Here is a 26,005-nt window from a genome sequence, read left to right as displayed (position 1 = left end):
GCTGTGGGTGCTGCAGATCGGTCTCGGCGCCATCGCCGCGCACTACGGCGTCGAAGGCACGTCGTTCTTCGGCATTCCCATCGACCAGTACCTGCCCTACAACATCGTCCGCACGTGGCACCTCCAGCTGGGCATCTTCTGGATCGCCACGACGTGGCTGGCCACGGGCCTGTACATCGTGCCCGCGCTGGCCGGTGCGGAGCCGAAGCATCAGCGCCTCGGCGTGAACATCCTCTTCGCCGCGGTCGTCTTCGTCGTCCTCGGCTCGATGACCGGCGAGTGGCTGGGCATCAAGCAGAAGCTGGGCAGGCTGTGGTTCTGGTTCGGCTCCCAGGGCTACGAGTACGTCGACCTCGGGCGCGTGTGGCAGATCCTGCTCTTCGGCGGGCTCTGTTACTGGCTGTGGCTGATGTGGCGCGGGATCAAGCCGGCCCTCGCCCGCCGCGACTCCAGCCGCTCGCTCCTGCTCCTCTTCACCATCGCCTCGATCGCCATCCCGATGTTCTACGCCGCGGGGCTCATGTATGGCGAGCGCTCGCACGTGGCCGTGGCCGAGTACTGGCGCTGGTGGGTCGTCCACCTGTGGGTCGAGGGCTTCTTCGAGGTGTTCGCGACCGCCGTCATCGCCTTCCTGTTCACCAAGCTGGGCCTGATCAAGAACAGCACGGCCACCGTGGCGGTGCTGTTCGCGACCATCGTGTTCATGGCCGGCGGCGTGCTGGGCACCCTGCACCACCTCTACTTCACCGGCACGCCGGTGGCGGTGATCGCGCTGGGCGCCTCGTTCTCCGCGCTGGAAGTGGTGCCGCTGGCCTACGTCGGCTTCGAGGCCTACCACACCTTCAAGCTCGGCCACGCCACGCCGTGGATGCAGCGCTACAAGTGGCCGATCCTGTTCTTCGTGGCGGTCGCGTTCTGGAACCTGGTGGGCGCCGGCCTGTTCGGCTTCCTGATCAACCCGCCGCTGCCGCTGTACTACATGCAGGGCCTGAACCTGACCCCACTGCATGGCCACACGGCGCTGTTCGGTGTGTACGGCATGCTGGGCATCGGCCTGATGCTGTTCTGCCTGCGCGGCATGAAGCCGGACGCGATCTGGCCCGAGGCCCCGCTGCGCACCTGCTTCTGGGCGCTCAACATCGGCCTGGTCGGCATGGCGCTGTTCACCCTGCTCCCGATCGGCGTGCTGCAGCTCATCGCCGCCATCGACCACGGCTACTGGTTCGCGCGTTCGGCGGACTTCATGCAGCAGCCGATCATCGAGATGCTGGTGTGGATGCGGGTGCCGGGCGACACGATCTTCAGCGTCGGTGCGTTCGCGCTGGCCTGGTTCGTGCTGCGGCTCTGGATCGCGCCGCGCAAGGCGGGCGTGGCCGAGGTGGCGACCGACGCCGCTCGCTGATTCCTGCCCCAGGTAAGGCAATGGCGGGGCCGGGCAATCGGCCCCGCTTCTTTTTCGGCCACCTCTGTGGGAGGGACTTCAGTCCCGATGCCTTTCGGCCAAAAGCATCGGGACTGAAGTCCCTCCCACATAGGGCGCGGGCAGGTGACTTGGGTCAAGGCGACGGGGGCGGCGCATTGGCAGCATGTGGGCCATGGATACGAGACGCGCTATTGCCCCTGATTTCGCCGCGCTGGCGGCGGCGCCGCATCGGCTGTTGTTCTTCATCGGGGCCGCCAACGTGCTGGCCGCGATGGCCTGGTGGACCGGGTGGCTGGGCGGGTGGCTGCCGACGCCCAGCGTGCCGGCGGGATGGATGCATGGCTTCGTGATGCAGTACCAGGTGCTGCCGACCTTCATCTTCGGCTTCCTGCTCACCGTGTTCCCGCGCTGGATGGCGCAGGCGGAGGCCAGCAAGTGGCATTACCTGCCGGTCGGGCTGGGGCTGGTGGCGGGCCAGGCGCTGGTGCTGGCGGGGCTGGGCACGGGCTCGGCGATGCTGGTGCACCTGGGCGTGATCAACACGATCGCGGGCTGGATCACGGCGATGGTGGTGCTGGCCGGCTGGCTGGCGCGCGACCGCAGCGGCAACTGGCACGCGATTTCCTGCTTCGGCGGGCTGCTGATGGGGCTGGCCGGGCTGCTGGCCTTTGCCGCCTACCTGCACGTCCCCAGCGAACCGCGGCTGGCGTTCGCGATGCTCAAGATCGGCACCTTCGGGCTGCTGGTGCCGGTGTACGCCACGGTGGCGCACCGCATGTTCCCCTTCTTCGCCGGCAACGTCGTGGCCGGCTACCGGCCGTGGCGGCCCATGTGGCTGCTGGCCGTGAGCTGGCCGCTGTGGCTGGGCCACCTCGCGCTTGAACTCGCGCACCTCTACCAGTGGCTGTGGCTGGTCGACCTGCCGCTGCTGGCGTTGGCGGCGGCCACGCTGTGGCGCTGGTGGCCGCGCGGCCAGGCGCCGGCGCTGCTGCGCGTCTTGTTCATCGGCTACGCGTGGCTGCCGGTCGCGCTGGCGCTGTACCTCGCGCAGAGCCTGTGGTTCCTCGGCACGGGCGAATTCACGCTCGGCCGGGCGCCGGTGCATGCGATCTCGGTGGGCTTCTTCGGCAGCCTGCTGGTGGCGATGGTGACGCGCGTGACCCAGGGCCATTCTGGCCGGCCGCTGGTGCTGGGCCGCATTCCCGCCGTGGCCTTCGCCGGCATGCAGCTGGTCTCGCTGCTGCGGGTCGGCGCCGAACTGGTGGCGAACCCGGCGCCGTGGTTCTTCGCCGCCAGCGTCGGCTGGCTCGTCGTCTTCCTGCCCTGGGTGCTGCGCTCGCTGTGGATCTACGCCACGCCGCGCATCGACGGGCGCCCGGGCTGAGGATCGAATCGTGATTGCCTTCTACCTGCAGATCAAACTCGTGCACATCGCCGCGGTGCTGGCCAGCGGCGGCTTGTTCGCCCTGCGCGGCGCACTGGTGCTGGCCGGCGTACGCTGGGCGATGGCGGCGCCGCTTCGCTACCTGAGCTACTCCATCGACACCGTGCTGCTGACCGCTGCGCTGATGCTGCTCACGGCGCTCAAGCTCAATCCCTTCGTCATTCCCTGGCTGTCGGTGAAGCTGGCCCTGCTGGTGCTGTACGTGGTGCTGGGCAGCCTGGCGCTGAAGCGCGCGCGGAGCCGGCGCGCACGCGCCATCTACTACGGCGCGGCGCTGGCGACCTTTGGCTTCATGTACTTCGTGGCGCGGGCGCACCACCCGCTCGGCCTCCTGCAGGGGCTCGCGGCGTGACCTCGCCGGCGATCCATCCCTGCTTCCTCGGGCCCTACGGCGAGAACGACGCGCTGCTGGAGAAACTCGTGGTCGAGTTCCTGCGCGACCACGTCTACTGGCGCCGCAACTTCCACCCCGAGGATCCGCCGGCCATCCCGACCGGCGCCGCCGGCGAGCCGGCCTTCCGCGAGTTCGAGGCGCGCATGCGCCGCGAGCTGCACGCGCTGTCGGCCTCGCTCAAGAAGTCGGTGCCGTTCCACAGCCCGCGCTACATCGGCCACATGGTCTCGGACCTGCTGCTGCCGGGCCTGCTGGCGCAGTTCCTCACCCTGCCCTACAACCCCAACAACGTCAGCCTGGACGCTGCGCCGGTCACCATCGACCTCGAGCTCAAGGCCGGGCTGCAGCTGGCGCGCATGCTCGGCTACGTCGATGACCCGGCGCGGCCCGACTGTGCCTTCGGGCACCTGACCTCGGGCGGCACCCTCGCGAACTTCCAGTCGCTGCGGCTGGCGTGGGCGCTGAAGGCTTTCCCGGTGGCGCTGCGCGCGGTCTCGCCACCAGGCCTGGACATCCCGGAGGACGACTGGGCCGCGTTCAACCTCGCGCCCGCCGCGGGCATCGACCTGCTCGGGCGCTGGAACGCGTGGCTGGCGCACTGCCCCGCGCCGCAGCGCCGACAATGGCGGCAGCGGCTGGTGGCCGAACGGGTGGAAACGCTGGGCCTGGCCGACTTCCTGGCGCGGCATCCCACCCTGTCCTCGCCGCGGGTGCTGGCGCCGGTGACGGCGCACTACTCTTGGTCGAAAGGCATGAAGCTGATGGGCCTGGGCCGCGCGCAGCTCGAGCTCATCCCGGAGCGCGGCATGCGCACGGACATCGACGCGCTGGAAGCGATGCTGGCGCGCTGCGAACGCGAACGCCAGCCGGTGCTGATGGTGGTGGGCGTGCTGGGCAGCACCGAGTTCGGCACCATCGACCCGATCCACGAACTGGTGGCCGTGCGCGAACGCTGGTCGGCACGGGGCCTGGGCTTCGGCGTGCACGTGGACGCCGCCTGGGGCGGCTACCTGGCCACGCTGTTCCGCGAGGCCGACGGCCGCCTGCGCGCGCTGGCCGACATGCGCGAGGAGTACCGCGATTTCCCGGCCCCCGAAGTGCACGCCGCGGTGGGCGCGCTCGGCCAGGCGGATTCAATCACGGTGGACCCGCACAAGCTCGGCTACATTCCCTACGGCGCCGGTGCCTTCCTGTGCCGCGACCAGAGCGCGATGGCGCTGCTGGCCGAAGACGCCGACTACGTGTTCACGCCCGGCGAGGATGGCGACTACTTCCAGCGCTTCCGGCAGCTAGGCCGCTACATTCCCGAGGGCTCCAAGCCCGGTTCCGCCGCCGCGGCGGTGTACGTGACCCACCGCGTGCTGCCGCTGGACCACGAGCACTTCGGCCAGCTGCCGCGCGAATCCATCCTGGCCACCGAGGCCTTCCGCACGGCCGCCACCCGCTTCTCGGCGCGCCTGCACGACCGCGTGACCTGCCGCATCCCCTTCGAGCCCGACAGCAACCTGATCTGCCTCGCGCTCAACCCCGTCGGCAACCGCGACGTGGCGACCATGAACCGCTTCGTGCGCGCGCTGCACCGCGACCTCTGCTACGACCCGCGGCAGCCGCTGCAGTCGCGCGAGTTCTTCGGCTCCATGACCACGCTGCGCCCCGAGGTGCTGGGCGCGGAGGAAACCGCGGGCATCCTCGCTTCGCTGGGCCTGGACCCGGACACGCTCGACGCCGGCGGCGACGACGACGACCGGCTGGTGATCCTTCGCCACACGCTCATGAACCCCTTCCTGCTCGACACCGGCAACGGTATCAGCTACCTGGAGATGTACTTCGAACACCTCGAACGCCGCGCCGGCGCGCTGCTGGCGGCCGCCGCGTGACGTCCGCCGCCGACCGCCGCTGGGTACACGCCGCGCTGGCCGAACTGGCGCGCGAGGCCGCCCGCTCCGCCGACACCCACCTGCTGCGGATCGACCTGCCGGGCTACCCGGGCATCCGCTTCTATTTCAAGGACGAAGCGGCGCATCCCACCGGCAGCCTCAAGCACCGGCTGGCACGCTCGCTCTACTTGTACGCGCTCTGCAACGGCCGGCTCGGCGAAGGCCAGGGCACGATCGACGCGTCATCAGGCAGCACCGCGATCTCCGAGGCCTGGTTCGCGCGGCTGCTCGGCCTGCCGTTCGTGGCCGTGATGCCGGACTGCACCGCGCCGGGCAAGGTGCGCCTGATCCGCGCGCTGGGCGCCAAGTGCTTGCTGGTGCCCCGCGGCGCCGACGCCAGCGCGGTCGCGCGCGAGCGCGCGCGGCGCGAGGGGCTGTGCTTCCTCGACCAGTTCGGGCTCGCCGAGCGCGCCACCGACTGGCGCGGCAACAACAACATCGCCGAATCCATCCTGGCGCAGCTGGCCACGGAAACGGACCCGGTGCCCGCCTGGATCGTCTGCGGCGCCGGTACCGGCGGCACTTCGGCCACGATCGGCCGCTACCTGCGCTATCGCCGGCTGGACACCCGGGTTTGTGTCGCCGAGCCGACCGGCGGCGCGTTCGCCACCGGCTGGCGCAGCCGCGACCCGCAGGACCTCGCCAGCCGGCCGACGCTGATCGAAGGCATCGGCCGGCCGCGGGTCGAGCCCGGCTTCCTGTTCGACGTGGTCGACCGCGTGGAAGAAGTCGACGACGCCGGCTCCATCGCCGCCGCCTGGCGGCTCGAGTCGCTGATCGGACGCCGCTACGGCGGCAGCTCCGGCACCAACTTCGTCGCCTGCCTTCGGCTGGCGCGCGAAATGCGCGAGGGAGGCCGGAGCGGCAGCATCGTCAGCCTGCTCTGCGACCGCGGCGACCGCTACGACGAAACGCTGTTCGACCCCGCCTGGCTTTCCGACCAGGGCATCGACCTGGCCGCGGGCCGGGCGACGGTGGCCGCGCTGGAGTCGGCGTGAGCCACCACGACCTGCGAGGCTTCCTGGCTGAACTTTCGCGCCGGAACCAGCTGCTGCGGGTGGAGGCACCGGTGGACCCCCACCTGGAAAGCACAGCGCTCAGCCGCCTGGCCCTTCGCCGCGGCGGCCCGGCGCTGCTGATGACGCAACCGGTCGGCTCGCGCCACGCACTGCTGGGCAACCTGTTCGGCCACCGTCGCCGGATCGAACTCGCACTGGGCGGCCGGCCGCTGGCCTCGCTGCGCGAACTGGGCGAGCTGCTCGCCTCGGTGAAGGAACCGCGCTGGCCCTCGAACCTGCGCCAGGCGCTGTCGAGCTGGCCCGAACTCGCGCAGCTCGCCCACGTCGCGCCAAAGACCGTGCGCGACGCGGCCTTCGACGAAGTGGTGCTGGAGGGCGACGACATCGAGCTCGGCGCACTGCCGATCCAGCACTGCTGGCCCGGCGACGCCGGCCGCCTGCTCACCTTCGGACTGGTGGTGACCCGCGGCACCCGCCAGCCGCGCCAGAACGTGGCGATCTATCGCCAGCAGCTGATCGGCCGGAACCGACTGATCATGCGCTGGCTGCCGCACCGCGGCGGCGCGCTGGACTTCGCCGATTTCCGCGCCGCGTACCCGGACCGGCCGTTCCCGCTGCTGGTGGCGATCGGCGCCGATCCGGCGACGATGCTGGCCGCGGTCGCGCCGGTGCCGGACACGCTCTCGGAATATGAATTCGCCGGCCTGCTGCGCGGCGCGCGCACGCGCGTCTGGCACAGTGCGCTGACCGGGCTAGACGCGCCGGCGGGCAGCGAGATCCTGCTCGAGGGCTTCATCGAGCCGGGCGACACCGCGCTCGAGGGGCCGTTCGGCGACCACACCGGCTACTACAACGCGCAGGGCCAGTTCCCGGTGTTCACCGTGAAGCGGCTGCGGATGCGCCGCGACGCCATCTACCACGGCAGCTACATGGGCCGCGCGCCGGAAGACGAGCCCTCGGTGCTGTCCTCGGCGCTGAACGAGGTGTTCGTGCCAATCCTGCGCAAGGTGTTCCCCGAGGTGGTGGACTTCTACCTGCCGCCGGAGGCTTGCTCCTACCGGATCGCGGTGGCGAGCATCCGCAAGCAATACCCAGGCCACGCCCGCCGCATGATGATGGGCGTGTGGTCCTACCTGCGGCAGTTCACCTACACCAAGTTCGTGATCGTCACCGACGACGACATCGACGTGCGCGACTGGTCGCAGGTGCTCTGGGCGATGTCGACGCGGGTGGATCCGGCGCGCGACACGCTGCTGGTGCGCGACACCCCGATCGACTACCTGGATTTCTCCAGCCCGGTGCCCAACCTGGGGTCCAAGCTGGGCATCGACGCCACCCGCAAGTGGCCGGGCGAGACCGCGCGCGCGTGGAGCGAGCCGATCGTGCCGGATCCCGCAGCCGAGCGTCAGGCGGAAGCGCTGTGGTCGTCGCTCCAGCCGGCGTCTTCGAACAGCTGCGGGTAGCGCGCCAGCACCGCCTCAAGTTCTGTTAGCACCGCCGGATCGAAGCCCTCGGCCGCCAGCGCCGCGCTGGCGCGCAGCACGCGGGCCAGCAGCGGATGCAGCGCCGCGTCGGGCTCGGGCGCCAGCTGGCACCGGGCGATCATGTCCTGCACGGCGGCCTCGAGCTCGACCGCCACCGCCTGCACCTGCGCCTCGTCGAGGTGGCCGTGCGCGGCGTGCGACAGCGCTGAAGTCGCGGCACGGACGCGGCGCATGCCCTCGCGCAGCGGCGCATCCGGGGCCCAGCGCGTTTCGGGCAGCGCATCCTCGGCGTGGTCCTCATCGCCATCGGCCTCCACCGCGCTGGCCGCGGCGTCGTGGCCGTGGGTGGCCTGGCCGGCGGGCGCGTCCTGGGCGGCATTCGCGCCGTCGTGGTCGGCCGCCTGCGCGGATTCCGCGTCGACGGGGGGCTCGCCGCCCGGCATCGTGGCGGCCAGCGAGGGCAGCGCCAGCACCAGGGCGACCAGGGCGTGCGGGAGGTAGGGATGCATGGCGTTCTCCATTCGTGGCATGCGCGACTTGCGCCGGATGCCGCCATCCTCGCGCGAACGCGATGGCGGGTAACTGACGCAGGTCAATGACGCCGCGGGCCGCGCCGGGGGAGCATGCCCCGTCCCCGTCCCCGACCGCGGAGCCCGCGATGCAACTGGTGTGTCCCGCCGGCAACCTGCCGGCCCTGCGCGCGGCCGTCGATGCCGGCGCCAACGCCGTCTACGCCGGGTTCCGCGACCAGACCAACGCCCGCGCCTTCCCGGGGCTGAACTTCGACGAGGCCGAACTGCGGGCCGGCATCGCCTACGCCCATGCCCGCGGCTGCCAGGTCTACCTCGCGCTGAACACTTACCCGGACACCGCGCGACTGAAAGTCTGGCAGGCCGCGGTGGACCAGGCCGCCGAACTGGGCTGCGACGCGATCATCGCCGCCGAGATGGCGGTGCTCGAGCATGCGATGCGCGAGCACCCGACGCTGGCCAGGCACCTCTCGGTGCAGGGCTCGGCCACGACCGCGCCGGCGCTGCGCTACATGCACGAGCGCTTCGGCATCAGCCGCGCGGTGCTGCCGCGGGTGCTGTCGCTGCAGCAGGTGGAGCGGCTGTGCACGTCATCGCCGGTGCCGCTGGAGGTCTTCGCGTTTGGAAGCCTGTGCATCATGGTCGAGGGCCGCTGCCAGCTGTCGAGTTACGTCACGGGCGCCTCGCCCAACCGCCACGGGGTCTGCTCGCCCGCGCGCTTCATACGCTGGGAAGAGCACCCGGACGGCCAACGCGGCGTGCGCCTCAACGGCCTGCTGATGGACCGCTACCAGCCGGGCGAACCGGCTGCCTATCCCACCGTGTGCAAGGGCCGGTTCGACGTCGGCGGCGAGGTCTTCCATGCGTTGGAGGAGCCCACCAGCCTCAACACGCTGGCCCTGCTGCCGCAGCTGGCCCGCGCCGGCGTCGCGGCGCTGAAGATCGAGGGCCGCCAGCGTGGCGTCGCGTACGTCACCGCGGTGACCCGTACCTGGCGCGAAGCGATCGACCGTCACCGCGCCGACCCGGCGGTTTGGGCTCCGCGCGATGACTGGCAGCAGGCACTGTCGGCGCACGCCGAGGGCCACCAGACCACCCTCGGCCCCTACCACCGCGCCTGGCACTGACCGCATGAAACTCAGCCTCGGACCCCTGCAGTATTTCTGGCCGCGCGAACGCACGCTGGCGTTCTACCGCGAGGCGGCGACCTGGCCGCTCGACGTCATCTACCTCGGCGAAACCGTCTGCAGCAAGCGGCGCGAACTGGGCACGCGCGACTGGATTGCACTGGCCGAGGCACTGGCGGGCTCTGGCCACGAAGTCGTGTTGTCGAGCCTGGCGCTGGTCGAGGCCGAGTCCGAAATCAACGCCGTGCTGCGCATGCTCGACCACGGCGGCTTCCTCATCGAAGCCAACGACCTGACCACGGTGCAGCTGTGCCGCGAGCGCGGCCTGCCCTTCGTCGCCGGTCCCACGCTGAACGTCTACAACCATCGGGCGCTGGCGATGCTGGCCGAGGACGGCATGCGCCGCTGGGTGCCCGGCGTCGAACAGGGCGAGCAGCTGCTGGCCGACCTGCTCGCGGCCTGCCGCGCCGAGGGCGCCACGCCGCCCGAGCTGGAGGTGATTGCCTGGGGCCGCCTGCCGCTGTCGTACTCGGCGCGCTGCTTCACCGCGCGCGCGCTGGACGTGGCCAAGGACGCCTGCGGCTTCCGCTGCATCAAGCATCCGGACGGCCTGCCGCTGGCCACGCGCGAAGGCGAGCCCTTCCTGCGCATCAACGGCATCCAGGTCCAGGGCGAGGAGACCACCGACCTCGGGCCGGAATTGCCGGCGCTGCGTGCGCTGGGCGTGGACATCCTGCGCCTGTATCCGCAGGCCGAGGGCATGCGCGAGGTGGTGGCGCACTTCGACCTGGCGCGCCGCTCGCCGCAGCCGCCGCCGCGCCGGGGAGCGGTGAACGGCTACTGGCGCGGGCAGCCGGGCAAGCCGGGCCTGCCCGCGGGCTAGCGCCTCAGCCGCGCAGGCGCTGGAACACCAGCGAGGCGTTGGTGCCGCCGAAGCCAAAGCTATTCGACATCACCGTGTCGAGCGCCGCCTCGCGGCTTTCGCGCACGATCGGGAAGCCTTCGGCCTGCGGATCCAGCGTGCCGATGTTGGCCGAGCCGGCGATGAAGCCGTCGCGCATCATCAGCAGGCAGTAGATCGCCTCGTGCACGCTGGCCGCGCCGAGCGAGTGGCCCGACAGAGCCTTGGTCGAGGAGATCGGCGGCATGGCGTCGCCGAAGGCCTCGCGCACCGCGCGCAGCTCCACCAGGTCTCCCAGCGGCGTCGAGGTGCCGTGGGTGTTGAGGTAGTCGATGGGCTGGTCCACGCCCGCCATCGCCATCCGCATGCAGCGCACCGCGCCCTCGCCCGAGGGCGCGACCATGTCGGCGCCATCCGAGCTGATGCCGTAGCCGATGAGTTCGGCGTGGATGCGCGCGCCGCGCGCGACGGCGTGGTCGTAGTCCTCGAGCACCAGCATGCCGCCACCGCCGGCGATGACGAAGCCGTCGCGTTCGGCGTCATAGGGACGCGAGGCGGTGGCCGGCGTGTCGTTGTGCTTGGTCGAGAGCGCGCCCATGGCATCGAACTGCAGGCTCAGCGACCAGTGCAACTCCTCGCCGCCGCCGGCGAACATCACGTCCTGGCGGCCGGCGCGGATCAGGTCGGCGGCGGCGCCGATGCAGTGCGCCGAGGTGGCGCAGGCCGCCGCGATCGAATAACTCGCACCGCGGATGCCGAAGGCCGTGGCCAGGTTGGCCGACACCGTCGAGCCCATCGTGCGCGGCACCATGTACGGCCCCACCTTGCGCACGCCGCGCTGGCGCAGCAGGTCGGCGGCTTCCACCTGCCACTCGGTCGAACCCCCGCCGGAGCCGGCGAACAGGCCGGTGCGTTCGGAGCGAACGCTGGCGTCGTCCAGGCCGGCGTCGGCGATGGCGTCCTGCATGGCCACGTGCGCGTACGCCGCGCCGTCGCCCATGAAGCGCAGCGCCTTGCGGTCGATGCGCGCCGGGAGGTCGATCTCCGGCGCACCGGCGACCTGGCTGCGCAAGCCGGCTTCGGCGGCGGCGGCATCGGCGCGGATGCCGCTGCGGCCCGCGCGGAGTGCCGCGGAAACGACGTCGGCGGAATTTCCCAGGCAGGAGACGATGCCCATGCCGGTGATGACGACTCGACGCATGCTCACATGCCCTCGGTCGAGGTGAACAGGCCGACGCGCAGCTCTTCGGCCGTGTAGATCTCGCGGCCGTCCACCAGCGTGCGCCCGTCGGCAATCACCAGGCTGAGGCGGCCGCGCACCACGCGGCGGATGTCGATCTCGTAGCTCACGCGCTTCGCCGTCGGCAGCACCTGGCCGGTGAACTTGACCTTGCCCACGCCGAGCGCGCGACCGCGGCCCGGCTCGCCCAGCCACGGCAGGTAGAAGCCCGCCAGCTGCCACATCGCATCCAGCCCGAGGCAGCCCGGCATCACCGGATCGTCGGTGAAGTGGCAGGCGAAGAACCAGAGGTCGGGGCGGATGTCGAGCTCGGCGCGGATGATGCCCTTGCCATGCTTGCCGCCTTCGCTGCTGATCTCGGTGATGCGGTCGAACATCAGCATCGGATCATTCGGCAACCGCGCGCCGTCGGCGCCGAACATCGCGCCGCTGGCGCAATCAAGCAGCTGACTTCGATCGAAGGAATGGACGTGGGAAAGCGAGGCGTTCATGGCGATCTTCCGATTTGGAAAACGCGATTCTTTCATTACTTCGCGGCACTGTCGCTGACTCGCATCAACCCATTCGCCGTACGCCGGCGTAGCGATCCGCCGTACGCCTGCGTAGCGATTCGCCACCGAATGGAATCATTTCACTCACTGTCGGCGCGATGGTGGGCACCCAGGCTGGCGCGGCGAATGCGCGCCGCGTGCAGCAGCCGCAAGGCCAGGCGAGCCTGCCACGTGCGCGCCAGCGAGGGATCCACGCGCAGCTGGCGCTCGGCTTCGGCCAGCGTCGCGTCATCGCGCACCGGACCCATGCTGCGCCACAACAAATCGCGCAGCGCGCGCAGCGCGGCGGCATTGGCGCCGGCGCCCGGCTGCACCCAGCGTCGCGGCGCCGCCTGGATGCGCGCGTCGCGGGGCACCGACAGCCGCGCGCCGAGCGCACGCCCGCCGACCACGCACTCGAGCAGCGAGTTGCTGGCGAGCCGGTTGGCGCCATGCACGCCGCTGCAGGCCACTTCGCCCACCGCGTGCAGCCCCGGCAGGCCGCTGCGCCCGTCCGCATCCACGGCGATGCCGCCCATGTGGAAATGCGCCGCGGGCGTCACCGGCGCCAGGTCCCTTCGCGGATCGATGCCGTGCGCGCGGCACAGCGCCACCGCGGTCGGAAACGCGGCCAGGCCCTCGTCACCCAGCCTCCTCATGTCCAGGAAGACGTCGTGCCCGGCCTGCCGCCTTCGCCAGACTTCACGCGCCACCACGTCACGCGGCGCGAGGTCGGCGAGCGGATGGCGCCCGGCCATCACGGCCTCGCCGCGATCGTCGCGCAGCACCGCACCGGCGCCGCGCAGCGCCTCGGTCAGCAGCGGCAGCGGTCCTTCGCCCGGCACCGCGAGCGCGGTGGGATGGAACTGCACGAACTCGAGGTCGCGACCCGGCGCGCCGGCTTCCAGCGCGAGCGCGAGGCCGTTCCCGTCCGCCGACAGGGGATTCGTGGTCGCCGCGAACAGCGAGCCGATGCCGCCGGTGGCGAGCACGAGGTCCGGGGTGGCGATGTCGATCGTGGCGCCGTCGGCGGCCACCAGGCGGACCGCCGCGATCGCGCCGCTCTCGGACAGCGCCAACGCACATAGCCGGTGCGACGGCAGGCGACGGGCGTGCGCGGCCGCCGCCAGCGCGCGCTCCATCGCGGCCACGATGGCGTGCCCGCTGGCATCCCCGCCGGCGTGGACGATGCGCGCGCGGCCGTGTCCGCCCTCGCGGCCGAGCGCCCAGGCCGCGCCTTCGCGATCGAAGGCAACGCCCTGCGCGGCCAGCCAGGCCACGGCGTCGGGTGCGGCGTCCACCAGTCTGGAAACCATGGCGACATCGTTGTGGCCGGCGCCTGCGCGGCAGGTGTCTGCCGCGTGCAGCGCCGGACGGTCGCCGGGACCGACGGCGGCGGCGACGCCACCTTGCGCCAACGCGCTGGCGCTGCCGGCGCTGCCGCCGACCAGCAGCACCGGCCGCGGCGCGGCGGCCAGGGCCACGCACAGCCCGGCCAGGCCGGCACCGGCCACCACCAGCGGCGACGATGCCGCGCTCAAACGCGCTCGCCGCGCCCGACCGCCAGCATCCTCTCCAGGGCGCGGCGCGCGCGCGTGGCGATGCCGGCTGGCACCGTCACTTCGCCGGACAGGTCGCGCAGGCAGGCGTGGATGTTCGGCAGCGTGATGCGCTTCATGTGCGGGCAGAGGTTGCAGGGCTGGATGAACTCGGTGTCCGGGAAGCGCAGGCGCAGGTTGTCCGCCATCGAGCACTCGGTGATCAGCGCCACGCGTTCGGGCTTCTCGCGCGCCAGCCAGGCGCCCATCGCACTGGTGGAGCCGACGAAGTCGGCCTCGGCCAGCACCTCCGGCGGACATTCGGGATGCGCCACCAGGCGCGCGTCGAAGCGCTCGCGCGCGTGCCGCGCCTGGGCGGCGGTGAAGGTCTCATGCACCTCGCAGCAGCCGTCCCACAGCACCAGCTCGACCGCGGTCTGGCTGGCCACGTAGGCGCCGAGGTAGCGGTCGGGCAGGAAGATAACCCGGTCGCTGCCCATCGCCTCCACCACCTGCACCGCGTTCGCGGAAGTGCAGCAGGCGTCGGATTCGGCCTTCACCCCGGCCGTGGTGTTGACGTAGCTCACCACCGGCACGCCCGGGTGGCGCGCGCGCAGGGCGCGCACGTCGGCGGCCGTGATCGAGTCGGCCAGCGAGCAGCCGGCGCGCAGGTCGGGGATCAGCACGCGGGTGCCCGGCGAGATGATCTTCGCGGTTTCGGCCATGAAGTGCACCCCGCACAGCACGATCAGGTCCGCGCCGCAGTCCTTCGCGGCCTGCGCCAGCGCCAGCGAGTCGCCGGTGACGTCGGCGACGCCGTGGAAGATCTCCGGCGACTGGTAGCTGTGCGCCATGATCACCGCGCCGCGCTCGCGCTTGAGCTGCAGGATGGCGTCGATCCACGGCAGGTGCATCGGCACCTCGACGCAGGGCAGCAGCCGCTCCAGCGTCGTCGTGAGTTCGGCGTACTGCTGCTCCAGCGCCGGATGCCAGCGCGGCTGCAGCAAGTGCTCGGGCAGGCCCGCCGCGCTCATGCCACGCCCCCGTGCGCGGCGCGCGCCTCGCGCGCGAGCCGGGCGCCGCGGTGCAGCAGGATGCGCACGCCCAGCGGCACCGACTCCCACGGCAGGCGGTCGAGCAGGTTGCGTGCGGTCAGGCCCAGCTCGGTGTCGCCGGTCAGCTCGAGCCGGCGCTGGAAGAACAGCGTGTCGGCGTCCTCGAGCCGGCTCGCCAGCAGCATCAGGTCGGTGGCGGTGCCGCGCACCGTGGCTTCGGCCGGTTCCGCGCTGGCGCGCAGGCGGCCGTCGCGCAGCTCGAACACCCAGCCGATGCCGAGGTCGGAGACCGCGATGCCCAACCGTCGGCCGACAAGGAAATCGAGCTGCCCATCGCGCAGTGGCGCGGCCAGCAGATGCTGCACGGCGGGCTCGAGGTTGCGGCCGGGCCAGGCCGACGGCAGTCGCCGCAGCAGCGGCGCCCAGCGGGCCGGAGGCGGGATGGCGCGCAGCAGGGCGCGCGACAGGGAGGGAGCGTGGCGTTCGGACGGATTCATGGTGGGCGCAAGGTTGCCTGCGCCGGTGGGCGCGGCGCCTTGACCCGGGTCAGGTGGAAGCCCTTGCAGCCCCCGGCCGTCGGCGATCACCAGCGCCAGCTGCGCCTGCGCCAGGTCCGGCGGCAGCCCAAGGCGATGCGCCAGCGACTGCCCGCGCGCGGCGATGCGGTCCTCGCGCGCCGCGTCGCGCGACGGCAGCCCCTCGCGCTGCTTCACCCGCGCCACCGCGGCCACCAGCCGTCGCCGCGCCGCCAGGCAAAGCAGCAGCGCATCGTCGAGCGCGTCGATGCCGATGCGCAGCCGGGCCAAGCCCCTCGAAGTTACCGCCATCACGCTCTCCCGGAAGCCGCGTCAGCGCGGCGGATGTGCCACCGCGAACCCGCGGACCGCCCGTGACAAACCGAGCTGCGCCCAGGCCAGGAAAAGATGCGCACACAACAACAGCGCACCCGCCAGCCGCGCCGCGAGCCCCTGCCGCCAGCCCGCCGCCAGCACCACGACCAGCCCCGCGAGCGCGAACAGCCGAAGCACGCCGCGCCGTCGCGCCGCCGGCAGCAGCGTCTGCACCCCAGGCAGCTGCAGGCCGCGGCCGCAGCGGCGGTGCAGCGTGATCCAGCCAAGGAAAGCGTCGATCTCCAGCAGCATCGAGAGCACCAGCATCGGCAGGGCCACCGCGACCACCAGCACGCCCGCGAGCACGGCCGGCGCCCCCGGCCACGCCAGCACGACGCCGCCGCAGGCCATGGCGATGAAGCCGTAGCGCCATGCCGCCACGAGCGGACCGGGTGCGGACTTGCGTGAGCGGGCCTGCAGCCACAGGCCTCCGAGCGCGAACGCGAGCAAGGCCGCGATCACCACGAGGCGCAGCGCGCGGCCGTCACCGGCCACCGCCCAGGCCAGCCCACACAGCGGCAGGCCGAACGCGGCGCCGAGCAGCCAAGCGGCCTGCGCTCGCGCCGGCAGCGCCGGCGTGCCCTGGAACATCGGCATCACCATCCGCCCCACCGCGACCAGCAGGCCCAGCGCCCATCCGACGAGGCCCAGCGCCGCGTGCCAGTCCGTCCATCGCGTGATGGCAAGCGGCACCGCGCCGTTCATCGCGGCCACCAGCAACACGCCCAGCGCCGCCGTGGCCAGGCCGCATACCACCGCCAGCGCGAGCCCTTTCGGCAGCAGGCCACCGCGCAGTCCGGCCACGAGTCCGGGCAGGGTCGCCGCACCCAGCAACGCGAACGCCAGCGCGAGGCCCACGGCACCCGCGGCACGCAGCCCCGCCTGGGGCAACCACAGCCCGGCCACCAGCGCGGCCGTGCCCAGGTTCAGCGCCACATGCAGCGCGCGCGCATGTCGTGGCCCACCGCGCAGCGCCACGCCCGCCGAGGCGGGAAGGAACTGCAGCAGGCTGCCGAACATGGCGTTGCCCAGCACGCCCAGCGTGAACACGTGCACCCAGGCCACGGTCGCCGGCGACCAGCGCGACGCGAGCAGTGCGTCGCCTTCCGCCAGCAGCATCAGCCCCGCCAGCGCGCCCCAGGCCGGGACGGTGCGCAGGAATCGACCGGGATCGGCGGCGTCGGGGGCGCGCTCAAGCGCCAGCCGGGCCATCTTCGCTCCACACGGTGACGGCGCAGCCGCCACCTTCGTGGTCGGCGACCGAATAGCCCAGGCGGCGTTCGCGCAGTTGCTCCAGCAGCGGCAGCGGCCGAATCGGCGTGAGCAGGCGCAGCACGGCGCCCGCCGCCAGCGCCTCGACGGCGGCCAGGGCCTGCATCAGCGGTTCCGGCGCCGGCAGCTGGCGCAGGTCCAGGGTATTCGCGGTGATCTCGTCCATGCCCGGCATTCCACCGCCCCGCGGGCGAACTTGCCCTGATCCTGGTCAACCCGTCTTAAAACTCCACCCGCATCCCGAGGCTCGCACCCCGCCCCGGGCGGCCGTAGAAATCGATGTCATTGGCGTTGGCGGCCACCCCCCGCAGCGCCGACCAGTCCCAGTAGCGGCGGTCGGCGAGGTTGTGCAGCGTCAGGTTGAAGCGCACCTGGTCGTTCATCGCCCACCATGCGTTCGCGTCCCAGGTGGCGTAGCCCGGCGGCAGATACAGCGCCGCGGCGGTCTGGTCGGCACGGGTGACGCGGCGCACGCCGGTCACGCGCAGCTCGCCGCCCCAGCCGCCGTCGGGTGCACCGTAGCCGGCGGCCAGGCTGGCGCGGCCCGGCGGCACCGAGTTCAGCGGCTGGTCGCGCGCGGTGTCGTCGCCGCGCGCCCAGGCCGCGGCAAGGTCCACGTACCAGCCCGGCGCCGAGGGCAGCCATGCGTCAAGGTACCAGCGCGCCTCCAGCTCGGCGCCGCGGATGCGGGCGCGGTCGCGGTTGACCGACTGGAACACCAGCTGGCCCGCGTCGTTGCGGCCGAGGTTGGCGCGCGATTCGATCAGGTCCTCGAAGCGGTTCTCGTACACCGCCACGCTGGCCTGCAGCACGTCGCCGGCCCAGCGCGCGCCGAGCTCGTAGCCGTCGCTGGTTTCCGGGCGCAGGCCCGGGTTTGGCAGCGCCACGTAGTTGAAGGCGGGCAGGTTCAGGCCGATGTTGACGTCGCCGAAGGGCGGCGCGCGGAAGCCGCGCGCGTACTGCGCGTAAACGCCCAGCCGCGCGCCGTTCCAGCGCAGGCCCAGCTTGGGCGTGAAGGCGTCGGAATCAAGCGAGGCCGGCGCGATGGTCGGGTTGTCCTCGCGCCAGGTCGCATCGGGGCGCGCGTCCAGCGCGTAACGCTCCCAGCGCAAGCCCGGCACCAGGGCCCAGCCTGCGCCGAAGCGGATTTCGTCCTGCCAGAACAGGCCCAGTTCGTTCGCGCGCGAATTCGGGAAATCGCGCAGCGGAAACACTTCCCCCAGGATCACCGGCGTGCTGGCACCGGTCGCGAGGTTGGTCTCGCGCCCCTCGCGCAGGCCCTCGAAATCGTGGCGCGCCAGGTCAATGCCGAACACCTGCCAGTGCTCGAAGCCACCGGTCTCGCCGCGCCATTGCCCGGTCAGTTCCAGGCCCGTGCTCACCTGTTCGAAGCGGAATCCGCGCTCGCGTCGCGAGGCGAACGGCATCGCGCGATCCGGCAGTCGGAACTGGTCGCTCCACTGCTCGCTGCGGCTGGACTGACGGTACGCGAGCGCGCGCACCGGTCTGATCGGCCCCAGCGATTCCCATTCGCTGGCCAGGCTGACCCGGTCGCGGCGGTAGCGGTCGTCCGCGAGCAGCGCATACGTCGTTGCGAACCGCCCCGGGCCGAACAGCTGCGACTGCACGTCGGTCTGGCGCTCGCCTCGCCCCTGCTCCAGCGTCGCCGTCCAGCGCCCGGCGGTGCCGGCGTCGAACCCGAACTTCGCCAGCGCGCTGTCGCTGCGGAAATCGGCGGGGTTGGCGGCATCCGCCCCGTTCCGTGCATGGTTCTGCGTCTCGTGACCCTGGCGGCGGCCCAGCGCCAACAGCGCGGTCAGCCGCGCGTCCTCGCTGCGCGCCGCCATCCGCGCCGACAGCCACCGGGCGTCGTCGCGGCTGGCGGCACCGGCGCGCAGTGCCCACGCAGTGCGTCGCTCGTCATCCGCCCAGGCGGCGTCCCCGGCCTCGGGCGTCCAGAAAGCGACCACGCCCGCCAGCGCCTTGCTGCCGTAGAGCGTGGAGGCCGGGCCGCGGAGCACTTCGACGCGATCGACGATGCCCAGCTCCACCAGGTCGCGCCCGGCCTGCGCGAACTGGCCGACGCCGAAGCCATCGGCCAGCGGGATGCCGTCGATCTCCACGCTGACCCGGTTGCCGTCCAGCCCGCGCAGGTTGAAGCCCAGGGCCCCGAACCGGTTCGGGTCCGACGCCACTTCCATGCCGGGCACCAGTCGCGCGAGATCGTCGAGCGTCTGCACGCCGCGCTGTTCCATCAAATCGCGGTCGACCCGGCTGATCGTTCCCACCACCTGGCGCACGGGCTCGGCGCTGCGGCTGCCGACCACCACCACGGCGTCGAGCACCTTCAGCGGCTCGGGGGACGGCTCCGGGCCGGGCGACAGGGCTGCCGCGAGGGCCAGGCAAAGCGGGGAAAGCGTCATGGATATCTCCGTAATCGTCGCCGCCACGGTAATGCACGGATGCCGGGCACCGGATTGACCCCGGTCAAAGCCCGGGGGCCACCGGGGCGGGATGCTGGCTTTGCTTGATTCAGGTCAGGGGAACGGCGTGGACACAGGCACAAGCTGTCGCCGACCGTGGACCAGCCACGACTGACTAGCCAACCACTGTGGGGATTACCGTTATGAAGCGAACCCTGTTGAGTACGTCCATGGCGATCGCACTGGCGCTGGGCGCCGGGGGCGCCGCCTTCGCGGCCGACCCGGCCGGCGACCAGGTGAACGAGCGCCCGGTCAAATCCGAGGCCGAGGCCGGCGAAGCCGGCTACCTGGCCAACTGCGCCGCCTGCCACCAGGCCAATGGCGCCGGCCTGGCCGGCGCCTTTCCGCCGCTGAAGGATTCCGACTGGATCGAGAAGGACCCGAACGCCGCACTCAACGCGGTGCTGGCCGGGCTGAACGGCAAGATCACCGTCAACGGCCAGGAATACAACGCGGTGATGCCGGCGATGAGCCACCTCGGCGATGCCGACATCGCGGCCATCCTCAACCACGTGATGCACAAGCTCAACGACTCGGACGTGCGCTTCACCCCGGCCCAGGTGGCCACCGCGCGCAAGGGCATCGCCGGCGCCAGCGACCCGGCCCGGGGCCAGGCGCACCCGGGCACCAGCCAGGCCCAGGCCGCCTACGAAGGCGCGCCGACCACGATGGCTTCGGCCGACGTGAAGATGCACCGCACGCCCGGCGCGCCGGACATGACCGAGGACGAGTTCGCCGCCGCCACCGACATTTTCTTCCAGCGCTGCGCCGGCTGCCACGGCGTGCTGCGCAAGGGCGCCACCGGCAAGCCGCTCACGCCCGACCTGACCCAGGCCCGCGGCACCGACTACCTCAAGGCGCTGATCAACTTCGGTTCGCCCGGCGGCATGCCCAACTTCGGCACCGGCGGCGAACTCTCGGCCGAGCAGGTCGACCTGATGGCGCGCTTCCTGCAGCACACCCCGCCCAGCCCGCCGGAATGGGGCATGGCCGAGATGCGCGAGAGCTGGAAGGTGATCATTCCGGTCGACCAACGCCCGACGAAGCAGATGAACGACTACGACATCGGCAACGTCTTCTCCGTCACCCTGCGTGACTCGGGCGAGATCGCGCTGATCGACGGGTCGTCGAAGCGGATCATCAACATCATCAAGACCGGTTACGCGGTGCACATCTCGCGCGTCTCGCACTCGGGCCGCTACATCTACACCATCGGCCGCGACGGCAAGATCGACCTGATCGACCTGTGGATGGAGAAGCCCGACCGCGTCGCCGAGATCAAGATCGGCCTCGAGGCGCGCTCGGTCGAGACTTCCAAGTACAAGGGCTTCGAGGACAAGCTGGCGATCGCCGGCGCCTACTGGCCGCCGCAGTTCGTGATCATGGACGGCCCGACCCTGGAGCCGATGAAGATCGTCTCGACCCGCGGCATGACGGTGGACACGCAGGAATACCACCCGGAACCGCGCGTGGCCGCGATCGTCGGCAGCCACCAGCACCCGGAGTTCATCGTCAACGTGAAGGAAACCGGCCGCATCCTGCTGGTGGACTACAGCGACATCGACAACCTGAGGATCACCACGCTCGACGCCGCGCGCTTCCTGCACGACGGCGGCTGGGACGTGAGCAAGCGCTACTTCCTCACCGCCGCCAACCAGAGCGACAAGATCGCGGTGGTGGACTCGAAGGAGCAGCGCATGGTCGGGCTGATCGACGTCGACAAGATCCCGCACCCCGGTCGCGGCGCGAACTTCGTGCATCCCGAGTACGGTCCGGTCTGGGGCACCTCGGCGCTGGGCAATGACAAGATCACGCTGATCGGCACCGACCCGGAGAAGCATCCGGACCAGGCCTGGAAGGTAGTCGAAGTGCTCAACGGCCAGGGCGGCGGCTCGCTCTTCATCAAGACCCACCCGAAGTCGCGCAACCTGTGGGTGGACACGCCGCTGAACCCGGACGCGAAGGTCTCGCAATCGATCGCGGTGTTCGACATCGACAACCTCGACGGCGGCTACGAGGTGCTGCCGATCGCCGAGTGGGCGAACCTGGGCGAGGGCCCGAAGCGGGTGGTGCAGCCCGAGTACAACGCGGCCGGCGACGAGGTCTGGTTCTCGGTGTGGAACGGCAAGGACCAGCGTTCGGCGATCGTGGTGGTGGACGACCGGACCCGCAAGCTCAAGGCGGTGCTGGATGATCCGCGCCTGGTCACGCCGACCGGCAAGTTCAACGTCAACAACACGGTGAACGACGTCTACTGATCCGGCATGGGATCTCGTGACGCCGAAGGGCCCCGCGCATGCGGGGCCCTTCTTTTCACCCTCCCACCGTGTGACGCGTCAGGGCCAGGTGCGTTCGAGTTGCAGCCAGAGCTTGCGGGTGTCGCGGGCGAAGCCGTCGCTGCGGTAGTCGGCGAGTTTCACCAGGCCGCTGAAGCCGGCGGGGAGCGGGAACGCCAGCGACGCGTTCCACTCGTGGCCGTAGTCGAGGCTGCCGCGGTCGGACTGGAGGTCGTGCCAGGCCAGCGTCCAGGCCAACTTGTCGTCGAGCCTGCCCGAGCCGAACTTGCCCGAGACGCTGGCGTAGCGATCCTCGAGGCCGTTGGCCGGCGTCACCAGGAACTTGTCGGCCCAGCCATTGAAGGCATGCAGCGTGGCCAGCGGCGTCTGGAAGGCCGTGCGGCCGTCGCCACCCAGCTGCTCCCAGCCGAGCTTCCAGGTCAGTCCGCGCGCGGACAGCGAGGGCTCGACCAGCAGGTAGTCGGCGTCGGTGGCGTTCGGGTTGTCGGCATGGTCCTGCTGGTTGGCGGCCTCCAGCGTCCAGCCGAAGCCAGCCTGGCCGAAGGCGCGTTGGCCCGTCCAGCGCAGGCCCAACGTGCGGGTGGAGGCGGCAGCCACGTCCTGGTCCTCGTGCCAGTAGCCGTAGCCCACGAGGCTGCCGCCCGCGCCCTGCCAGGCAAGGTTGAGCAGGTGGCTGTCGAGCCGGCGCTCGCGCGCCAGCGGGTCGCGGGCCTCGTCGCCGAACACGCGGTGCACGCGGTCGAGCCAGGCGTAGCGCAGCACCAGTCCGTCGCGCAGCGTGGCGTCGGCGGAGAGGCCATCGAAGGTCTGCTCGTTCTGGCGCCAGCCGACGTTGCCGACGAAGCGATGGTTGTCGAAGGCCAGGCGCTGCCGGCCCAGCGTGCCGCCGGCGCGCTCGCCGCGCCAGCGCAGCCAGGCCTGGTTGATTTCCAGCGCGCGGGCGTCGGGCACCGCGGGATACGCGGTCTCGCCGTTGGCGCCGGAATTGAAGCGATCGCCCAGCTCCGCGACGCCCTCGCCCTCGAAGCCGGTGCTGAAGCCGTGCGCCAGCGCGCGGCTCCAGCCCAGGCGCAGGCGCAGCGTGTCGGCGGCGGCGTCGCGCGCGAACGCCTCGTCGTCCACCGCTTCGTGGCGGTAGCGCAGGTTCGCGGTCCAGCCGTCTGCCTCCGCGGCGGCGGCGGGCGCGGCGGCCTGCAGCGCGAGCAGGCCGAGCGATAGATGGATGCAATGTTTCAGTGTCATGGCACGGTCCGTGGTTGGTTCGGGTCGTCGCCATGGTGGCAAGCGCGGGGCGGGACCACCCTGAGGCAAGTCAAGCGGCACGGGGGCGGATGACGAAAATTCGGGGTTCACATTCCGTTGACAGGGGTGCAGACTCCGACCTGTCCACGCGGCTTGACTTGCATCAACGCGCCCGGACCCAGGTTTGCCGACACTGCCTCCCAGTTGAATCAATCGACACTTGTCCGGAGACGCACGATGAAACGCCACCTGCTCGCCCTCTCGATCGCCGCACTGCTCGTGCTTCCGGGCTGCCGCGAAAACCCCAACGCCGACCTCGATTCCCGCGGCAAGGCCGCCGCCAGCGCCGATGCCGGCGACACCGGCGGCTCGCGCAAGGGCGACTTCGGTCCGCCGCAGGGCGAGCCCATCGAGGCCGTGCTGACCAGCCCGCCGCTGGTGCCGCCGGCCACCGGCCGCGACTACCCGGCCAAGGTGGTGGTGAACCTCGAGGTGCGCGAGGTCGACATGGAGATCTCCGAAGGCGTCACCTACACCTTCTGGACCTTCGGCGGCACGGTGCCCGGCAGCTTCATCCGCGTGCGCCAGGGCGACACGGTGGAGTTCCACCTCAACAACCACCCCGATTCGAAGATGCCGCACAACATCGACCTGCACGGCGTGACCGGGCCGGGCGGCGGCGCCGCGTCCACCTTCACGGCCCCGGGCCACAGCTCGCAGTTCACCTTCAAGGCGCTCAACGCCGGCCTGTACGTCTACCACTGCGCCACCGCGCCGGTGGGCATGCACGTGGCCAACGGCATGTACGGCCTGATCCTGGTCGAGCCGCCCGAAGGCCTGCCGCCGGTGGACAAGGAGTTCTACGTGATGCAGGGCGACTTCTACACCACCACCAAGTACCGCGAGAAGGGCTACGCGCCGTTCGACATGCAGAAGGCGATCGACGAGAACGCCACCTACGTGCTGTTCAATGGCGCCGAGAACTCGATGACCGGCGACAACGCGCTCAAGGCCAACGTCGGCGAGAGCGTGCGCATGTACGTCGGCAACGGCGGCCCGAACCTGATCTCGAGCTTCCACGTGATCGGCGAGATCTTCGACAAGGTCTGGTTCGAGGGCGGCACCAAGTACCAGGAAAACGTGCAGACCACCCTGATCCCGGCCGGTGGCGCCGCCATCGCTGATTTCCACCTCGAAGTGCCGGGCAGCTACGTGCTGGTCGACCACTCACTGTTCCGCGCCTTCAACAAGGGTGCGCTGGCGATCCTGAAGGTGGACGGCGCCGAGAACCCGGAGATCTACTCGGGCAAGGAAGTCGACGAGGTCTACCTCGGCGACAAGGCCGGCAGCATGGCGCCGGTGGCCGCCGCCGCCGCGGCCAACGCGGCCGGCACGCTCACGCTCGAGGACCAGGTCAAGGCCGGCCAGGCGCTGTTCGCCGGCACCTGCTCCACCTGCCACCAGCCGGACGGCAAGGGCCTCGCGGGCGTGTTCCCGCCCCTGGCCGGCTCCGACTGGATGACGCGACCGCACGAAGAGCTCGCCGGCATCGTGCTCAACGGCCTCACCGGCCCGATCAAGGTCAACGGCCAGGACTACAACTCGGTGATGCCGCCGATGAGCCAGCTGACCGACGACGAGGTCGCCAACATCCTCACCTACACGCTCAACAGCTGGGGCAACCCGGGTGGCCGCGTGAGCAAGGAGGACGTGGCCAAGGTGCGCGCCAGCACCGAACGCGGCGAAGGCGCGGCGCACTGACATGCGCCCCGGCCTGCTGGCGGCGGCCCTGCTCGGCATCGGCGCCTGCGCCGGTGCCGTCGCGGCCGGCGCCGACAACCCCTGGCGGACGCTGCCGGGCGGCGAATTCGCCTCGGTGCTGCGCTACGAGGACACCGGCGGCAAGGTGGTGCTGCCGGGCTTCGCGCTGCAGCAGCGGCCGGTAACCAACGCCGATTACCTTGCCTTCGTGAAGCAGCACCCGCGCTGGCAGCGCGGCCAGGCGCCGGTGGTGTTCGCCGAATCGCGCTACCTCGAACACTGGGCCGGGCCCACCACGCTGGGCCCGGACGCGAAGCCCGACCAGCCCGTGGTGATGGTCAGCTGGTTCGCGGCCCAGGCCTACTGCGAAAGCATCGACGCCCGCCTGCCCACCTGGTCGGAATGGGAATACGCCGCGGCCGCCGACGAAACCCGCGCCGACGCCCGCAGCGACCCGGCCTGGCGCGAACGCATCCTGGCCTGGTACTCGGTGCCCTCGGGCCGGCCGCTGCCCGCCGTGGGCCAGTCCGCGCCCGATGTGCACGGCGTGCAGGACCTGCACGGCCTCGTCTGGGAATGGGTGGAGGACCACTCGGCCATGCTGGTCTCGGCCGACAACCGCGAACAGGGCGACCCGGACGAAATGCGCTTCTGCGGCGCCGGCGCGCTGAGCATGGATGACCGCGAGAACTACGCCGTGCTGATGCGGGTGGCGATGCTGTCCGCGCTGGAAGGCGACGACACCACGAAGAACCTGGGCTTCCGCTGCGCCCGCGACCTGCCCGGAGCCAAGCCATGACCCCTTTGCTGCGCACCTTCGCCCTGGCCTGCCTGCTGCTGCCCGGCCTCGCCGCGGCCGCACCGGCGGCCCTGCCCGACGATTCGATCTACCTGCTCGAGGACCGCTTCAGCGACCAGGCCGGCAAGCCCTTCGTGCTGGCCGACCGGCGCGGCAAGCCGCAGCTGGTGGCGATGTTCTACACCTCCTGCCGCTACATCTGCCCGCTGATCGTGGACAGCGCCAAGGGCGTCGAGCACGGGCTCACGCCGTCGGAGCGCGAGCGCCTGGGCATCCTGCTGGTGAGCCTGGACCCGGCCCGCGACAACACCGCGGCGCTGGCTTCGGTGGCCGGCAAGCGCAAGCTCGACCCGGCCCGCTGGACCCTGGCCCGCACCGAGGCCGCCGGCGTGCGCCGCATCGCCGCCCTGCTGGGCATCCGCTACCGCGCCCTGGCCGACGGCGAGTTCAACCACTCCAGCGCACTGGTGCTGCTCGATGCCGAAGGCCGCGTGCTGGCCCGCACCGAAACGCTGGGCGCCGTGCCCGACCCGGCCTTCCTGGCCGCGGTGAAGGCCGCGGTCGCGGGCCCGCCCCGCCACTGAGGCCGCACCGGCCCGCACGCGGCGTTCCGCGTGAATTGACCTCGGTCAAGCCGGG

The 26,005-nt window shown here is 71.4% G+C and carries 22 protein-coding genes; 12 read left to right on the top strand and 10 right to left on the bottom strand.

Annotated features, from left to right (window positions below; all coding sequences use genetic code 11):
* From VFV21_RS12165 to VFV21_RS12140, 6 genes are all read left to right on the top strand, one after another.
* The coding region (locus VFV21_RS12165) for a cbb3-type cytochrome c oxidase subunit I (protein ID WP_329669687.1) at positions 1 to 1,402 on the top strand (1,402 nt) is incomplete at its 5' end.
* A 193-nt stretch (positions 1,403 to 1,595) separates the two neighbouring features.
* On the top strand, positions 1,596 to 2,807 hold the full coding sequence (locus VFV21_RS12160; protein ID WP_329669686.1) for an NnrS family protein: 1,212 nt from the start codon (positions 1,596 to 1,598) through the stop codon (positions 2,805 to 2,807).
* 10 nt (positions 2,808 to 2,817) lie between these two features.
* Complete coding sequence (locus VFV21_RS12155) at positions 2,818 to 3,219, top strand: SirB2 family protein (protein ID WP_329669685.1); 402 nt, start codon at positions 2,818 to 2,820, stop codon at positions 3,217 to 3,219.
* A complete protein-coding gene (locus VFV21_RS12150; RefSeq protein ID WP_329669684.1) occupies positions 3,216 to 5,138 on the top strand; it encodes a pyridoxal phosphate-dependent decarboxylase family protein in 1,923 nt (640 codons plus the stop codon). Before VFV21_RS12155 ends, VFV21_RS12150 begins: the two co-directional genes overlap by 4 nt.
* Positions 5,135 to 6,196: a PLP-dependent cysteine synthase family protein gene (locus tag VFV21_RS12145; protein WP_329669683.1), complete on the top strand. Its 1,062-nt coding sequence runs from the start codon at positions 5,135 to 5,137 to the stop codon at positions 6,194 to 6,196. The genes VFV21_RS12150 and VFV21_RS12145 overlap by 4 nt, the downstream gene beginning before the upstream one ends.
* Positions 6,193 to 7,680, top strand: a complete 1,488-nt coding sequence (locus VFV21_RS12140; protein WP_329669682.1) for a UbiD family decarboxylase — start codon at positions 6,193 to 6,195, stop codon at positions 7,678 to 7,680. The genes VFV21_RS12145 and VFV21_RS12140 overlap by 4 nt, the downstream gene beginning before the upstream one ends.
* Here VFV21_RS12140 and VFV21_RS12135 read toward each other — a convergent pair.
* On the bottom strand, positions 7,623 to 8,210 hold the full coding sequence (locus tag VFV21_RS12135) for a hypothetical protein (protein ID WP_329669681.1): 588 nt from the start codon (positions 8,208 to 8,210) through the stop codon (positions 7,623 to 7,625). The two genes, VFV21_RS12140 and VFV21_RS12135, sit on opposite strands and share 58 nt — an antisense overlap.
* Before the next feature lie 149 nt (positions 8,211 to 8,359).
* Here VFV21_RS12135 and ubiU point away from each other — a divergent pair, with 149 nt between their 5' ends.
* Entirely contained in the window at positions 8,360 to 9,358 is a 999-nt protein-coding gene (gene ubiU / locus VFV21_RS12130) for a ubiquinone anaerobic biosynthesis protein UbiU (protein ID WP_329669680.1), read from the top strand.
* A 4-nt stretch (positions 9,359 to 9,362) separates the two neighbouring features.
* Entirely contained in the window at positions 9,363 to 10,241 is an 879-nt protein-coding gene (locus tag VFV21_RS12125; protein WP_329669679.1) for a U32 family peptidase, read from the top strand.
* A gap of 4 nt (positions 10,242 to 10,245) precedes the next feature.
* Here the strand turns inward: VFV21_RS12125 and fabB are convergent, their stop codons facing one another.
* From fabB to VFV21_RS12085, 8 genes are all read right to left on the bottom strand, one after another.
* Entirely contained in the window at positions 10,246 to 11,460 is a 1,215-nt protein-coding gene (gene fabB / locus VFV21_RS12120; RefSeq protein WP_329669678.1) for a beta-ketoacyl-ACP synthase I, read from the bottom strand.
* A 2-nt stretch (positions 11,461 to 11,462) separates the two neighbouring features.
* Positions 11,463 to 11,990, bottom strand: a complete 528-nt coding sequence (fabA, locus tag VFV21_RS12115; protein WP_329669677.1) for a 3-hydroxyacyl-[acyl-carrier-protein] dehydratase FabA — start codon at positions 11,988 to 11,990, stop codon at positions 11,463 to 11,465.
* Positions 11,991 to 12,130: 140 nt separating this feature from the next.
* On the bottom strand, positions 12,131 to 13,570 hold the full coding sequence (locus VFV21_RS12110) for an L-aspartate oxidase (RefSeq protein ID WP_329669676.1): 1,440 nt from the start codon (positions 13,568 to 13,570) through the stop codon (positions 12,131 to 12,133).
* Complete coding sequence (gene nadA, locus VFV21_RS12105; protein WP_329669675.1) at positions 13,567 to 14,601, bottom strand: quinolinate synthase NadA; 1,035 nt, start codon at positions 14,599 to 14,601, stop codon at positions 13,567 to 13,569. The genes VFV21_RS12110 and nadA overlap by 4 nt, the downstream gene beginning before the upstream one ends.
* Positions 14,598 to 15,428 (bottom strand): ubiquinone anaerobic biosynthesis accessory factor UbiT, encoded by an 831-nt coding sequence (gene ubiT, locus VFV21_RS12100; RefSeq protein ID WP_329669674.1) that lies wholly within the window; start codon positions 15,426 to 15,428, stop codon positions 14,598 to 14,600. Before ubiT ends, nadA begins: the two co-directional genes overlap by 4 nt.
* Positions 15,429 to 15,470: 42 nt before the next feature.
* Positions 15,471 to 16,724 (bottom strand): hypothetical protein, encoded by a 1,254-nt coding sequence (locus VFV21_RS12095; protein ID WP_329669673.1) that lies wholly within the window; start codon positions 16,722 to 16,724, stop codon positions 15,471 to 15,473.
* The gene (locus tag VFV21_RS12090; protein WP_329669672.1) at positions 16,705 to 16,950 is read right to left on the bottom strand and encodes a DUF2249 domain-containing protein; all 246 of its coding nucleotides are present in this window, start codon (positions 16,948 to 16,950) and stop codon (positions 16,705 to 16,707) included. Before VFV21_RS12090 ends, VFV21_RS12095 begins: the two co-directional genes overlap by 20 nt.
* Before the next feature lie 55 nt (positions 16,951 to 17,005).
* The gene (locus VFV21_RS12085; protein ID WP_329669671.1) at positions 17,006 to 19,207 is read right to left on the bottom strand and encodes a TonB-dependent hemoglobin/transferrin/lactoferrin family receptor; all 2,202 of its coding nucleotides are present in this window, start codon (positions 19,205 to 19,207) and stop codon (positions 17,006 to 17,008) included.
* Between the two features lie 230 nt (positions 19,208 to 19,437).
* Here VFV21_RS12085 and VFV21_RS12080 point away from each other — a divergent pair, with 230 nt between their 5' ends.
* Positions 19,438 to 21,525, top strand: a complete 2,088-nt coding sequence (locus VFV21_RS12080; RefSeq protein ID WP_329669670.1) for a cytochrome D1 domain-containing protein — start codon at positions 19,438 to 19,440, stop codon at positions 21,523 to 21,525.
* Positions 21,526 to 21,603: 78 nt separating this feature from the next.
* On the opposite strand, the gene VFV21_RS12075 is transcribed toward VFV21_RS12080, so the two are convergent.
* A complete protein-coding gene (locus tag VFV21_RS12075; RefSeq protein WP_329669669.1) occupies positions 21,604 to 22,806 on the bottom strand; it encodes an alginate export family protein in 1,203 nt (400 codons plus the stop codon).
* A gap of 237 nt (positions 22,807 to 23,043) precedes the next feature.
* Here VFV21_RS12075 and nirK point away from each other — a divergent pair, with 237 nt between their 5' ends.
* Genes nirK through VFV21_RS12060 form a run of 3 tightly spaced genes read left to right on the top strand, consistent with a single transcriptional unit; the run spans position 23,044 to position 25,950 of the window.
* Entirely contained in the window at positions 23,044 to 24,567 is a 1,524-nt protein-coding gene (gene nirK / locus VFV21_RS12070) for a copper-containing nitrite reductase (RefSeq protein WP_329669668.1), read from the top strand.
* A gap of 1 nt (position 24,568) precedes the next feature.
* Entirely contained in the window at positions 24,569 to 25,366 is a 798-nt protein-coding gene (locus tag VFV21_RS12065) for a formylglycine-generating enzyme family protein (RefSeq protein WP_329669667.1), read from the top strand.
* Positions 25,363 to 25,950, top strand: a complete 588-nt coding sequence (locus VFV21_RS12060) for an SCO family protein (protein WP_329669666.1) — start codon at positions 25,363 to 25,365, stop codon at positions 25,948 to 25,950. Before VFV21_RS12065 ends, VFV21_RS12060 begins: the two co-directional genes overlap by 4 nt.
* Positions 25,951 to 26,005: the final 55 nt, after the last annotated feature.

Source organism: Arenimonas sp., from assembly GCF_036275555.1.
Lineage (GTDB): Bacteria > Pseudomonadota > Gammaproteobacteria > Xanthomonadales > Xanthomonadaceae > Arenimonas.
Note: the sequence above shows the minus strand (reverse complement) of the source record. Positions and strands in the feature narration are given on the sequence as shown.

Excerpts from the sequence above, each read along its gene's own strand:
- nadA (WP_329669675.1), bottom strand. The coding sequence starts at position 14,601 with ATGAGCGCGGCGGGCCTGCCCGAGCACTTGCTGCAGCCGCGCTGGCAT.
- VFV21_RS12090 (WP_329669672.1), bottom strand. The coding sequence starts at position 16,950 with ATGGACGAGATCACCGCGAATACCCTGGACCTGCGCCAGCTGCCGGCG.
- VFV21_RS12085 (WP_329669671.1), bottom strand. The coding sequence starts at position 19,207 with ATGACGCTTTCCCCGCTTTGCCTGGCCCTCGCGGCAGCCCTGTCGCCC.
- VFV21_RS12060 (WP_329669666.1), top strand. The coding sequence starts at position 25,363 with ATGACCCCTTTGCTGCGCACCTTCGCCCTGGCCTGCCTGCTGCTGCCC.
- VFV21_RS12095 (WP_329669673.1), bottom strand. The coding sequence starts at position 16,724 with ATGGCCCGGCTGGCGCTTGAGCGCGCCCCCGACGCCGCCGATCCCGGT.
- VFV21_RS12135 (WP_329669681.1), bottom strand. The coding sequence starts at position 8,210 with ATGCATCCCTACCTCCCGCACGCCCTGGTCGCCCTGGTGCTGGCGCTG.
- VFV21_RS12080 (WP_329669670.1), top strand. The coding sequence starts at position 19,438 with ATGGCGATCGCACTGGCGCTGGGCGCCGGGGGCGCCGCCTTCGCGGCC.
- fabA (WP_329669677.1), bottom strand. The coding sequence starts at position 11,990 with ATGAACGCCTCGCTTTCCCACGTCCATTCCTTCGATCGAAGTCAGCTG.
- fabB (WP_329669678.1), bottom strand. The coding sequence starts at position 11,460 with ATGCGTCGAGTCGTCATCACCGGCATGGGCATCGTCTCCTGCCTGGGA.
- VFV21_RS12160 (WP_329669686.1), top strand. The coding sequence starts at position 1,596 with ATGGATACGAGACGCGCTATTGCCCCTGATTTCGCCGCGCTGGCGGCG.
- nirK (WP_329669668.1), top strand. The coding sequence starts at position 23,044 with ATGAAACGCCACCTGCTCGCCCTCTCGATCGCCGCACTGCTCGTGCTT.
- VFV21_RS12125 (WP_329669679.1), top strand. The coding sequence starts at position 9,363 with ATGAAACTCAGCCTCGGACCCCTGCAGTATTTCTGGCCGCGCGAACGC.
- VFV21_RS12065 (WP_329669667.1), top strand. The coding sequence starts at position 24,569 with ATGCGCCCCGGCCTGCTGGCGGCGGCCCTGCTCGGCATCGGCGCCTGC.
- ubiU (WP_329669680.1), top strand. The coding sequence starts at position 8,360 with ATGCAACTGGTGTGTCCCGCCGGCAACCTGCCGGCCCTGCGCGCGGCC.
- VFV21_RS12075 (WP_329669669.1), bottom strand. The coding sequence starts at position 22,806 with ATGACACTGAAACATTGCATCCATCTATCGCTCGGCCTGCTCGCGCTG.